The following is a 12922-nucleotide window of genomic DNA, read 5'->3' as shown; positions in this document are numbered from 1 at the left end:
ATCAGGCACTCTTGGTGCCGATGTAGAGGGAGGCGATGCCCAGCGATAAACGGTATGTTTTGACCTGATCGAATCCAGCTTCACGGATCAGCTTCTCCATGGCTGGTCCTGAAGGGAAACGCTCCACGGAGCTGCACAGGTATTCGTAGGCGGCCCGTTCTCCTGTGATCCAGCCGGCGATTCTGGGCATGACGTTCTTCAAGTAGAACAAGTACATGGGCCGGATAAGCGGCAGGGTGGGCAGTGAAAAGTCCAGGACGTAGAGCCTGCCTGCAACCTTCAGCACCCGGCTCATCTCCTGCAAGGCTCCTGGCCAGGAGGCCATGTTGCGAAGGCCGAAGGCGACGGTAAGGGCATCGAATGCACCGGATTGGAAGGGCAACTGCATACCATCCGCCGCCACGAGGTGGGTGGACCGATGAACCTGGGCTTCGCGCATCATCGGGATGGAAAAGTCGGCCCCCAGCACTTTTGCATCGGGGCAGCGTCTCTCGAGTTCGCGGGCGAGGTCGCCGCTGCCAGTGGCGAGGTCGAGGATCAAACGGGGCCGGGTTTCAGCGACGAGGCCGGACGTTTTGCGGCGCCAGAGGACGTCAATGCCGAGGCTCAGCACATGATTCGCCAGCATGTATCGCCGGGCGATGCCTGCGAAGGCTTTTTTGACATAACCGGCGTCCTGCATTTTTTTAACGGCACCCCAACAAGTTGTTGAGGTGGTGCGCGCGAGAGGACTCGAACCTCCACGATGTTACTCACTAGAACCTGAATCTAGCGCGTCTACCAATTCCGCCACGCGCGCAAACGCCTTGGGTCGGGGTGGAAATAATCGGTCACCCCAACTGTTTCTCAACTGAAAAATGAGTTATTTAACAAATTCTTTGGGCAGAGACTTTCTGCCCTCGGAGTTTACCAATTCTTGATCCATCGCTGGCTTGCGTCTTTGACGGCTCCAGGTGCAATGGTATCGATGGAACGGGCGCTGGTGTTTTCTTCGTCATCCCCGAAAGACCAAAGGTCATAGGTAGAGTTGACGGTGGTGGGTTGCTCACCTGCAACCTGCGGGGCAGCTTTGACATATTGGAAGGGGCGGCCAAAGCCGTCTGTCATGTAATAGCGTCCGTCACGGTTGATGTAGAACTCCTTCGGCATGTCGGTGAGCATGACGTTCTTGGACTCGGTCTCATCGAGCGAGCCATCGGATGATGCCGGGCCGCCGTTGCTGGGGGTCTGAGCCAAGAGGATGTTGTCGTAGCCATCGCCGCTCAGGGCCTGGTAAAGCATGGCTGCGGCACCAACTTCATAGGTCTTGTCGCCAACAGCAACCGTGTCACCAGGGTTCTGCGGGGCAGGGTATTCACCAAACTCGTTGTTATACCGTTCGAGGGCGCTCTTCATGGCACTCATGGCCGCCGTCGTACGGCTGCGAGCCGCCGATTTTTGGGCATAGGTGAAGCCGCCGATGGTCAGGGCAAAGAGAAGGGCGATGATCGTGATGACGACGAGAAGCTCGATCACTGTAAAGCCTGCCGGGGCAAGCTTCCGGGAATGACTTTTCATAGGTTGGGGGGATGGAGGGTTACTATGAGCCGCCGCTGAGGCCTTTGATGACTTCGATGAGCGGAAGGAAGAGGGCCATAACGATGACACCGACGACGACGGCCAACATCACGATCATGAGAGGTTCGAGCATAGAAGTGAGGCCAGCAACGGCGTTGTCCACTTCATCCTCATACACGTCGGCGATCTTGAGAAGCATTTCAGGGAGCTGACCAGTTTCTTCACCGACGTCCACCATGGAGATCACCATCGGCGGGAAGACACTGCTCGACTCCAGCGGGGCAACCATGGACTCACCTTCTTTCACGGCGTCATGCACCTTGGTGATGGCGTCGGAGACAACGACGTTGCCGGCAGTTTCACGGGTGATGTTAAGGGCCTGAAGGATGGGCACACCGGAGGTGACGAGGGTGCCGAGGGTGCGGCTGAAACGGGAGATGGCCGTTTTGCGCTGCACATCGCCGAAGAGGGGAAGCTTGAGCTTGAGGCCGTCAATGACACGGCGTCCGCCCACAGTGGCAGCATAAAGCTTCCAAGCGACGGTGAAGACGATACCGCCAGCGACGAGGTAGAGGAAATTTCCCTGCATCCAGCGGCTGAATCCGATGACGAGTTTGGTCAGTTCCGGGAGCTTGTCTGCAGAACCCAGCATGTCTTCGAAGATCTTCTCGAAGCGCGGGACGATGACGAGCATGAGGAAGACCATGATGAGCACGGCAATGATCATCACAATGATGGGGTAAACCATCGCCGCGACGACCTTATTCTTCAGCTTTTGGGCTTTTTCCTGGTATTCAGCAAGACGGTTGAGGACGACTTCGAGCACACCGCCCAGTTCGCCAGCCTTCACCATGTTGATGTAAAGCTTGTTGAAGATCTTGGGGTATTGGGAAAGCGTCTCGGAGAAGGTGCTGCCGGTCTGGACGTTTTCAGCAATGGTGGAGACGGTGCTCTTCATCACTGGATTCGGCTCCTGACGTGCCAGAACGGTGAGACCGCGAAGCAGAGGGAGGCCGGAATCGATCAGTGTGGCGAGCTGGCGGGTGAAGATCATGAGGACCTTGGCCTTGATCTTGGCGTTAGCCCCGGCTTTGACGGCCTTGCCTTTGCCCTTGGGGGCGGCAGTGGACTTGGCGCGTTTTTTCACCGCCGCGTCACCCTTGCCCTCCTGGGCGACCTGAGTTGGGTAAAGCTGGCTCTGACGGAGGAGGTTGATGGCCTCGGCTTCGGTGGAGGCATCGAGTTCACCGGCGACTTCTTGACCGTTTTGATCGAGGGCGATGTAGTGGAACTTCGGCATAGAAAATGGGCGCTGCGGGGGTTCTGGGGCGTTTTTGAGATTACCGGGTCAGGAGGGAGAATGTCCAACAAATAAATGGTGCCAGAAACGACAATGAACCGTTTCTGAGCCTGGGATCAGGTGTATTTCAGCACTTCTTCAATGGTGGTTTCTCCGTCATAGATGTTGCGAAGACCGTCTTCGCGAAGGGTCACCATGCCGAGTTCGATGGCTTTCTGTTTGAGAACAAGAGTAGGAGCTCGTTGGGTGATGAGCTCGCGGATAGGATCGTTCACGTGGAGCAGTTCGTAGAGACCTTTGCGGCCTTTGTAACCGCTGCCGCCGCATTTTTCACAGCCGTTGCCGGTGTAGAACTGCTTACCGCCGATGTCCGAGGAACTGAGGTTGAGCTGGTTAAGGATCGAGAGGCTGGGCTCGTAGGCCACGCGGCAGTTTTTGCAGATGGTGCGCAGAAGGCGCTGAGCGAGCACGCCTTCGAGGGTAGCAGCGACGAGGAACGGTTCCACGCCCATGTCGACAAGACGGGTGACGGCACCGGCGGCATCGTTGGTGTGCAGGGTGCTGAGCACCAAGTGTCCCGTGAGGGAGGCCTGGATGGCGATCTGGGCGGTTTCCTTGTCACGCATTTCCCCGACCATGATGCGGTCCGGATCCTGACGGAGGAAGGCGCGGAGAGCGCGGGCGAAGGTGAGGCCGACGGCATCGTTAACAGGAACCTGCATGACACCGTCCAGTTCGTATTCCACCGGGTCTTCGGCGGTAAGAAGCTTGGTATCAATGGTATTGATACGGCGGAGGCAGGCGTAAAGCGTGGTGGTCTTGCCAGCACCGGTGGGGCCGGTGACGATGAAGATGCCGTTCGGTTTGTTGATGGTCTCGGTGATGTAATTGAAGAGTGGGGGCGGCATGCCCAACTGCTCGAGGTCGAGATTCACGGAACTGCGGTCAAGCACACGAAGCACGACGGACTCTCCATGCTGAGTGGGCAGGGAACTGACACGCATGTCCACCGGCTTTCCGTTGACGGAGGTCATGATGCGTCCGTCCTGGGGAACACGCCTTTCGGCGATGTTCATGTTGGACATGACTTTGATACGGGAAATGATGCTGGTGGCCAGATGAACGGGCGGTGGTGCCATTTCATAAAGGGCTCCATCCACACGGTAACGGATTTTGAATTCGTGCTCGAAGGGCTCGAAGTGAATGTCGGAGGCGCGTTCCTTGATGGCCTGGGTCATCACCAGGTCAACGAACTTGACGATGGGTGCGGAGTTGGCCTCGATTTCAGGGGAGTTCTTACCGGCGTCCTTGAGGTTACCAAAAATCTCGTCAATGCTCGGGGCACCGGTGCCGTAGTGCTTGTCGATGAGATTTTGGACCTGGCTGCGGCGTGCAACGACGGGAACGACGGTCTTGTCCAGACCGAAGCGGAGGTCCTCGACCAACTGGGGATTGAGCGGGTCGGTAAAGGCGACGTGAAGGCCGCGGCCATCGAGGGTGATCGGAAAAGCCCCATAAAGGCGGGCCATGCCGGCGGGGATGAGGCCGATGACGGAGGATGGCGGTTCGAATTCGGTCAGGTCAAAGTGGTCGGCACCGAGTTCTTCGGCGACGAGGGCCCAAAATTCATCTTCACCCGTGAAGATGCCGTAATCGAGAACCACCTGGAGGATTTCTTTGCCATTGTGGACGGCGTCCTGGGTAATGTCATAAGCCTGGCCATTGTCAATCAGGCCCCGGGCTTCGAGCATATCTACCACATTCTGGGGAGTCATAGGGGGGAGTCAGTCGTTCTAAGTTTTAATTCGCAGGGGCGCAGGCGCATCAGTCAGCATCTGCCATGGTGGCCTCGATCACTTCTTCGGCGGTGGTCAGGCCGGCGAGGACCTTGCGCACGCCGTCTTCGCGCAGGGTGCGCATGCCCAGTTCACGGGCGCGCTTGCGGATCTGCGGGGTGGTGAGCTGCTGGTTGACCATGTTGCGAACTTCGTCGTCAATCTTGAAGATTTCGGCGATGACCATTCGGCCTTTGAAGCCGGACTGGCGGCACTTGTTACAGCCTTTGGGCCCCATGATGTTGGCGTTGAAAAGCTGGCTGGCTTCGAGGCCGAGGCTGCGGAGTTCGCGCTCGCTGAGGCCGGAAGGCTGCTTGCACTCGCCGCAGAGTTTGCGGACGAGACGCTGGGCGAGAATGCCGCGGACGGCGGAGGCGATGAGGAAGGGTTTGACGCCGATGTCTGCGAGACGGGCCACGGAGCTGGGTGCGTCATTGGTATGCAGGGTGCTGAAGACCAAGTGACCTGTGAGGGAGGCGTTGATGGCGATGGAGGCGGTCTCGAGATCTCGAATTTCCCCGATCATGATGATGTTGGGCGCCTGACGGAGGATGGCCTTCAAGGCTGCGCCGAAGCTCATGCCGACATCTTCGCGAACCATGACTTGGTTGATCCCGGCGAGCTCGTATTCCACCGGGTCTTCCACGGTGATGATCTTGCGATCAGGGCGGTTGATGAAGTTAAGGCAGGCGTAAAGCGTCGTTGTTTTACCGGAGCCGGTAGGCCCCGTCACCAAGACGATGCCGTCCGGGAGAGTGATCAGCTTTTCAAAGGTGTCTTGGTCATCCGAAAGGAAGCCCAGGTCTGCGAGACCGAGGCGGAGGCTGCTCTTGTCGAGCACACGCATGACCACGCTCTCTCCGTTGTTGGTAGGGATGATGGAGACACGCATGTCCAGCTCCTTGTCATTGAAGGCCATCGTGATACGGCCGTCCTGGGGGACGCGCTTTTCATCGATGCTCATGGATCCGCACATGATCTTGATGCGGGCAATGATGGAGGAGTGGAGACGTTTTGGGTGGTGCTCCACATCGTGGAGCACGCCGTCGATGCGGAGGCGAACGCGGACGTCTTTTTCCAGCGGTTCAATGTGAATGTCGGAAGCGCGGTTTTTGAAGGCTTCCAGCAGGATGTTGGTCACCAGCTTGATGATCGGGGCATCGCCGTCGGAACCACCCGAGCCTGGGGCCGGGGTGACAAACTCATTGCCGTAGATGTTGGTCTGCAGGAGCTGGATGAGCGCCGGGGTGGAGCAGTAAAATTCGATGTCTGGCTGCAAGACGTGGGGAAGGGCGTCGAGCGTCTCGAAGTCGTAGGGATCGGCGACGACGACCTGCATGGAACTGCCGTTCATGCCGATGGGGGCCACCTTGTAGCGCTTGGCGACTTCCATGGGGATGAGGCCTTTGAGGGCCGGATTGCCAGGGAAACCGTGAAGGTCCATGTACTCCATGCCGGAGTTGACGGCCACGGTTTGGGCCACTTGTTCATCGCTCACCACCCCCGTTTTGATCAAGCAGTCCAACAAGCTTTCGTTGGGCTTCTTGGTCGTCTTGGCCTTTTGGATGTCAGGATTGGAAATCAGCCCTGACTCGGTGAGCAGTTCCAGGAGATACTCTTCGTTTGAATACATGCAGCGGGGGGATTCGCGGAATTTTTTTGAGAATAATCAAAGTAGAGGATTTTGGAGCCGAGTGTCAATCATCGTGGGAGATTGCCCCTGATTTCTTTTGAAAGGGTGGGGGAAGGCGGGGCGGGGATGAGTGACCGAGGTTGTCACCGGTGGGGGATGGGGAGAAAAAATGCGATTTTCCCCATGTGGGGATTTTGAGTCGCAACGCATTGAGCGACAAGGGTTTGCGGATGGGGATGATTTCCCCATGCCATCCCCATCTGGGGAGAAAATCCCCATGTGGGGATGTTTGGGGAGGGGGGAGTGGCCGTTGGAAAGGGCGGGATGCGGGCTGGGGGCTGTCACGCGGGTGCCTGTGAAGGTGGAAGGAGAAGGCGACTCGGGCTGCGCTAGACATTATTTAATGATATCCTGAAAATGGGGGATATCAAGCCGTCTGATGGTTTTCGGGGCTGCCATGGCGGGGCTGGCGGGTCCTTAAAATGAGGGGTTGGGCAGGATGAATGACAAACTTGCCTTGTCTGGTGCGTTCGTTACTGCCATTCCTCACCTTCTTATGTTTCGCCCATCCCTTGCCTCGCTCGCCTGCGCCGTTCTCTTTTCTCTTTCCACGGGGCAGGCCCATGAGGCGGGTATCCAGATGGCGGAGGTGGCGGATGTGTTTCTGCTGTCTCTGAATGAGGAGCAGAAAGCCAAAGCCACCTTCAAGTTTGACGATGAGGAGCGGGTCAACTGGCACTTCATCCCGCGTGAGCGCAAGGGGCTGCCGATGAAGGAGATGACCCCGCAGCAGCGCCTGCTGGCCCATGCTTTGATGAATACGGGCTTGGGATTCCGTGGGGCGGCCAAGGCGGTGACGATCATGTCCCTGGAGGAAGTGCTCTTCCAGATGGAGGGGGCGGAGGAATCCAAGCGGGCCGCAGCCCGTGAGAAGCGCGATCCTGAGAAGTATTTCGTGAGCATCTTCGGCACGCCGGACCCGAAGGGGACCTGGGGCTGGCGCATCGAGGGGCATCACATGTCCCTGAATTTCACGATCAAGGACGGCCAGTTGCTGCGTGCGACGCCTTCCTTCATGGGGACGAATCCGGGCGAACTGCGCCAGGGGCCGCTGACGGGCCTGCGGGTGCTGGGCAAGGAAGAAGACCTGGGACGCGAGCTGGTGAAGTCGCTGGATGAGGCCCAGTTCAAAACCGCGCTTTTTGATGCTGTGGCTCCGAAGGAGATGCTGACGGAAGCGGCCAAGAAGGTGGACCCGCTGAAGCCTGAAGGCCTGGCCGACACGGCCCTGAATGCGACGCAGAAGGCGAAGCTGCGCGAGATCATCGACGAATACCTGACCCGCCTGCGCCCGGAGATCGCGGCGGAAACCTGGGCTGAGATTGAAAAGAATGGCCCGGTTTATTTCGCCTGGGCAGGAGGCAAGGAGCGCGGTGAGCCGCATTACTACCGGGTGCAGGGTAAGACCTTCCTGATCGAGTATGACAATGTGCAGGGCAATGCCAACCACCCGCACAGCGTGCTGCGCAGCTTTGATGGTGACTTTGGCCGCGACCTGCTGGCGGAGCACTACAAGGAAGCTCACGGGAAGTGAGGTGTGGCAGTGCTCAGTATCCGGTGTTCAGTTTTCTGTGAACTGAGCACGGGATAGTGGGCTCTGGCGAAGGGGGGAGCTGCCGATGAGGTCGAGGGGTTCGTGCGTCGCGCTGCGACGCCAGGCGGTGAGGCGTGCGGTGAGTGGATGAGACCCGGCCTTGAAAGGCCGGGCTAGGACACGGTTGCCGCTCTGCGGCAGAGGTAGGGGATCAACCCGATGGTGGGTTTGGACGAGAGGGAGCAATCCGTTGCTGCGGTCGAGGGGTGTGAGTCGCGCTGTGACGTTTGGCGGTGAGGTGTGCGTTGGGGGATGAGACCCGGCTTGAAAGGCCAGGCTAAGACACGGGTGCCTTTATCAGCGGATGAATCGAGCGGAGTTAATGAGCCTCAATTAAGGGGCTGGTTTCGCTGTTACGTCGGTCATCCATTCCTTCACGGCGCGCTGGATTTCGCTGGCGACATCGGCGCGGGCTTTGGCGAAGGGGGGGCGGAACCAGGGGAAGCTGCCGATGAGGTCGGGGGTGACGAGGACCTGGGCATCGGTGCCTGGGCCAGCGCCGATGCCGATGGTGGTGGCTTTGACCTGACGGGTGATTTCTGTGGCGACCTCGGCGACGACGCTTTCCAGGACCATGGCGCAGGCTCCGGCGGCATCGAGGGCGAGGGCATCGGCGATGAGCTGTTCGGCCTGGGCGGGGGTTTTACCTTTTTTCTTATAACCGCCTTCGAGGACGACGCTCTGGGGGAGCATGCCGATGTGGCCGACGAAGGGGATGCCTGCCTGGACGATGGCGCGCACCTGGGGGATGAAGGCAACGCCGCCTTCTAGTTTCACGGCATCGGCCCCAGCCTCCATGAGCAGGCGGGCGCTGGCCAGGGCTTGCTCGGGCGTGTCGTAGGTGTGAAAGGGCAGGTCGGAGATGACGGGCACGCGCTTGACGCCCCGGCGGACGGCGGCGGTGTGGTGGCGCATCATGTCGAGGGTGACGCCGGTGGTGTCTGGCAGGCCGAGGACGACCATGCCGAGGGAATCGCCGACGAGGAGGAGATCGACGCCGGCTTCATCGAGAAGGCGGGCGGTGGGGTAGTCGTAAGCGGTGAGGACGGTGACGCGTTCGCCGGCTTGTTTTTTCAGGGGGAGATCGGTGAGGGAAGTCAGCATGGCGGGGGAGGGGAACCATTCGCAGGAGAAGGCAGCGGTCAATGCGGGAGCGGGGTTCTTCTGCGGAGTGGATGAGCGATGAGGTTGCAGCGGGGAGATGATGTTATGTGGGATTCGGGTGGGTGCTTGGAAGCGCGGGGTAGGGCTGGGCTTCGAGATTGCTTTCCGCTCAGGGACTGAGCGGGCTACCTGGGGAGCTATTTATCCAGCGGGTATTTCAATATGGAAGACGGTGCTTTCCGTGCGCATAAATGACGGAGCTGCGCACGTTCCTGTCCTACCCATGCTTACTTTTGACGCCCACCTTGATCTGAGTCTCAATGCCCTGGAATACAACCGCGACCTGCGCCTGCCTGTGCATGAGATCCGCCGCCGGGAAGCGGGGATGACGGACATCAAGGGGCGTGCGGCGGGGACGACGGCGTTTCCGGAGATGCGCCAGGCGGAGATGGGGCTGTGCGTGGCGACGCAACTGGCCGGGTGCATGGTGGGTGCGCGGCCCATGGCGAACTGGATGTCCCCGGAACAGGCCTATGCGCAGACGCAGGGGCAACTGACCTGGTATCGTGCGATGGAGGAGGATGGCCAGATGCGGCAGATCAAGGATCTGCGTGGGCTGGAGGCGATGATTGATCTGTGGACAGACGGGAAGCCGAATGAGGGCAAGCCCATCGGCTACATCCTGAGCCTGGAAGGGGCGGACAGCATCCGCAGTGTGGGGCACCTGGAGCGGCACTGGGAGCAGGGGCTGAGGGCGATGGGGCCGGCGCACTATGGGGTGTGCCGATATGCACTGGGGCATGACCAGGTGGGCGGGCTGCCTGCGGTCGGCAAGGAGCTGATCCAGGAAATGGACCGGCTGGGCATGATCCTGGATGTGACGCATCTGTCTGATGGGTGTTTTTGGGAGGCACTGGATCTTTTCCAGGGGACGATCTGGGCGAGCCACAGCAACTGCCGGGCGCTGGTGCCGGATGTGCGCCAGTTTAGCGATGAGCAGATCAAGGCGCTGATCGAGCGAGGGGCGGTGCTGGGCGCGGCACTGGATGCGTGGATGATGGTGCCGGGCTGGATCCGCGGGAAGACGACGCCGCAGAGCGCCGGGCTGAAGCTGGAGGTGATCTGCGATCACATCGACCACGTGTGCCAGCTCGCGGGGAATACGCTGCATTCAGGCATCGGTACAGATCTGGACGGGGGCTACGGGATCGAGCAGACGCCGGAGGACCTGGATACGATCGCGGATCTCACGCGCATTCCGGACATGCTGGCGAAGCGGGGGTACACGCAGACGGACATCGAGAATGTGATGCACGGGAACTTTTTGAGGCTGCTGAAGAAGGCGTGGGCGTGAAGGGGCGGGACAGTGCTCAGTGCTCAGTTTTCGGGGCAGGGGTAAGGTGGTGGGTTTGGGGGCTTGCTTGCACGCCCTGATTGACCGTGGGCCGAATGGTCTTACTGTGCGCGTCCGATCATGAGCCAAGCCCCCGCTATTTCCCCAACCCGAGAGAAAGATTTTCCTGAGTGGTATCAGCAAGTTGTCCGTGCCGCCGACATGGCCGAAAATTCGGAGGTGCGCGGGTGCATGGTGATCAAGCCGTGGGGCTATGGCCTGTGGGAAAACATTCAGAAACAACTGGATGTGAAGTTCAAGGAAACCGGGCATGTGAATGCCTACTTTCCTTTGCTGATCCCGCTGAGCTATCTGGAGAAGGAAGCGCAGCATGCGGAAGGTTTTGCTACGGAGTGTGCGGTGGTGACGCATCATCGTCTGGAAGCGCAGAAGCAGCCGGACGGGACGACGAAGATGATTCCGACGGGCAAGCTGGAAGAGCCTTTTGTGATCCGCCCGACTTCTGAGACCATCATCGGCGCGGCCTTTGCCCGCTGGGTGCAGAGCTACCGTGACCTGCCTTTGCTGATCAACCAGTGGGCCAACGTGATGCGCTGGGAGATGCGCCCGCGTCTGTTCCTGCGCACGGCGGAATTCCTGTGGCAAGAAGGCCACACGGCGCATGAGACCCATGAAGAAGCCATGGAAGAGACGAAGCTGATGCACAAGGTGTATGCCGACTTCCTGCGCAACCATCTGGCCATCCCGGTGATCCCTGGGGAGAAGACGGAGAACGAGCGTTTCCCTGGCGCGGTGAACACCTTCACGGTGGAAGCGATGGTGCAGGACAAGAAGGCCATTCAGGCTGGCACTTCGCATTACCTGGGGCAGAACTTTGCCAAGGCGGCGAACATTCAGTTCCTGGGCCGTGACAACACGCGCCAGTTTGCCCACACGACGAGCTGGGGTATGAGCACGCGCCTGATCGGCACGCTGATCATGGCGCATGGCGATGATGACGGGGTGATCATGCCGCCGCGGATGTCGCCTTACCAGATTGTCATCCTTCCGGTTACGCCGAAGCCGGACACGCGCCAGGAAGTCATCGATGCCTGCGAGGCGCTGGCGAAGACGCTGCGCACGCAGACCTTCCACGGCGAGTCGCTGCGCGTGCATGTGGACAAACGCGATCTGCAGGGCGGGGCGAAGAACTGGGAATGGATCAAAAAAGGCGTGCCTCTGCGTGTCGAAATGGGGCCGCGGGACATCACCAGCCGCAGCGTGGCGGTGTGCCGCCGCGACCAGGGGCCGAAGGCGAAGGAGATCGTGGGCAAGGAAGACTTCCTCCGCGATGTGACCGAGAAGCTGCAGGAGATCCAGGACGCGTTACTGGCTCGTGCTACGGAGATGCGCGATGCGAACATGAAGAAGATGGACACGCTTGAAGAATTCCAGGCTTTCTTTGCCGACAGCGGTCCGGGCGGCTTTGCGCTGATGCACTGGGCAGGCAGCAATGAGGAGGAGGACAAGATCGCGAAGGAGATGAAAGTCACGATCCGCTGCGTGCCGCTGAGCGACGAGTTTGCCGAAGAAGGGAAGTGCTTCCTGACGGGCAAGCCGAGCCAGAAGCGCGTGGTCTTTGCGAAGAGCTACTGATCCGAAGTTTTTTGAGTGCCCCGTTTCCTTGTTAAATGGGAGCGGGGCATTTGAGTTTGGGGTAGGGGGATCTCTATCTCAATGGAGGCCGCGAGAGCGTGGGGCCATGAAGATGGCGAGACGTCATCGCGCCTTGAACCGTTTGGCCTGGGCAGATTTTCCACCGAAGCTTATCGGGGGAAGGTATGAATCGAAGGTGCTTTGGCTGGCTTGGGATCTTTGATCCCAGGGCAGTTCTGCCGGCTATGGCTCGGGCTGCGTGGGTGTGGCGCCGAAGCCGGCGGGGCTGCCGTTGAGGATGATGTCGTCGGGCGAAAAGAGGTCTTTGTCGGGGCCGGCGGAGCGGATCTCGATCTGGTTACCGGAGTTTGGGTGGAACCAATAGGGGGAGCCCCAGCGGTCGAGCAGGAGGCCGTCGCGGATGCGGGGAGACTGGCGGGGGAGCCAGGCGCCTTTGCCGGATTCGCCGATGAGGGAACGGGTGACGTCGCCATTGTCCCCGAAGGTGCCATTGCCCACGCCACGCTGGTGGAGGGAGATGAGCTCTTGGATGATTTCGAGTTCGCGTTCCGGAGGTGTTTCGGGCTGAGTCATCTCCTGGTGCATGGAGGCGATGACGGGGTCCAGCTCTTCGTTCGGCGGAGGTGTGGGGGCGGCCGGTGGCAGCGGGGCGACAGGCTCGGGCTGGCGTTCGCGGGCAGCCTTGCTTTGCACAGCGGCGCGGAGGATGGCGGGGTCCGTCAGGGCCTTGGTCATCCAGTAGGTGAGGATGACCAGGACGGCGAGAAGCAGGACAAGGATGTAGGGGCCTGGACGCTTGGGGAAGGCGGACATGGACCAGTATATACGG

10 protein-coding genes and 1 tRNA gene are annotated in these 12922 nt (G+C 59.8%); 3 read left to right on the top strand and 8 right to left on the bottom strand.

Going from position 1 to position 12922, the window contains the following annotated elements; all coding sequences use genetic code 11:
- Position 1: 1 nt before the first annotated feature.
- The 6 genes from ABEB25_RS04495 to ABEB25_RS04470 form a co-directional block, all read right to left on the bottom strand.
- Positions 2–682 carry a ubiquinone/menaquinone biosynthesis methyltransferase gene (locus tag ABEB25_RS04495; protein WP_345735185.1) on the bottom strand — a complete coding sequence of 227 codons (681 nt, stop codon included), beginning with the start codon at positions 680–682 and terminating at the stop codon, positions 2–4.
- Between the two features lie 32 nt (positions 683–714).
- A tRNA-Leu gene (locus tag ABEB25_RS04490) sits at positions 715–799 on the bottom strand.
- 107 nt (positions 800–906) lie between these two features.
- Positions 907–1557, bottom strand: coding sequence for a prepilin-type N-terminal cleavage/methylation domain-containing protein (locus ABEB25_RS04485; protein ID WP_345735184.1), 651 nt, complete (start codon positions 1555–1557; stop codon positions 907–909).
- A gap of 22 nt (positions 1558–1579) precedes the next feature.
- Complete coding sequence (locus ABEB25_RS04480; RefSeq protein ID WP_345735183.1) at positions 1580–2857, bottom strand: type II secretion system F family protein; 1278 nt, start codon at positions 2855–2857, stop codon at positions 1580–1582.
- Between the two features lie 116 nt (positions 2858–2973).
- Complete coding sequence (locus ABEB25_RS04475; RefSeq protein ID WP_425571966.1) at positions 2974–4632, bottom strand: GspE/PulE family protein; 1659 nt, start codon at positions 4630–4632, stop codon at positions 2974–2976.
- A gap of 49 nt (positions 4633–4681) precedes the next feature.
- Complete coding sequence (locus ABEB25_RS04470) at positions 4682–6325, bottom strand: GspE/PulE family protein (RefSeq protein WP_345735181.1); 1644 nt, start codon at positions 6323–6325, stop codon at positions 4682–4684.
- A gap of 556 nt (positions 6326–6881) precedes the next feature.
- Here ABEB25_RS04470 and ABEB25_RS04465 point away from each other — a divergent pair.
- A complete protein-coding gene (locus ABEB25_RS04465) occupies positions 6882–7919 on the top strand; it encodes a DUF3500 domain-containing protein (protein WP_345735180.1) in 1038 nt (345 codons plus the stop codon).
- 393 nt (positions 7920–8312) lie between these two features.
- Here ABEB25_RS04465 and panB read toward each other — a convergent pair whose 3' ends face one another.
- On the bottom strand, positions 8313–9083 hold the full coding sequence (gene panB, locus ABEB25_RS04460; protein ID WP_345735179.1) for a 3-methyl-2-oxobutanoate hydroxymethyltransferase: 771 nt from the start codon (positions 9081–9083) through the stop codon (positions 8313–8315).
- A gap of 283 nt (positions 9084–9366) precedes the next feature.
- Here panB and ABEB25_RS04455 point away from each other — a divergent pair, with 283 nt between their 5' ends.
- Complete coding sequence (locus ABEB25_RS04455; RefSeq protein WP_345735178.1) at positions 9367–10437, top strand: dipeptidase; 1071 nt, start codon at positions 9367–9369, stop codon at positions 10435–10437.
- Between the two features lie 120 nt (positions 10438–10557).
- Positions 10558–12072 (top strand): proline--tRNA ligase, encoded by a 1515-nt coding sequence (proS, locus tag ABEB25_RS04450; protein WP_345735177.1) that lies wholly within the window; start codon positions 10558–10560, stop codon positions 12070–12072.
- A gap of 243 nt (positions 12073–12315) precedes the next feature.
- Here the strand turns inward: proS and ABEB25_RS04445 are convergent, their stop codons facing one another.
- Positions 12316–12906, bottom strand: coding sequence for a hypothetical protein (locus tag ABEB25_RS04445; protein ID WP_345735176.1), 591 nt, complete (start codon positions 12904–12906; stop codon positions 12316–12318).
- Positions 12907–12922: the final 16 nt, after the last annotated feature.

Source organism: Prosthecobacter algae, assembly GCF_039542385.1.
Taxonomy (GTDB): domain Bacteria; phylum Verrucomicrobiota; class Verrucomicrobiia; order Verrucomicrobiales; family Verrucomicrobiaceae; genus Prosthecobacter; species Prosthecobacter algae.
Note: the sequence above shows the minus strand (reverse complement) of the source record. Positions and strands in the feature narration are given on the sequence as shown.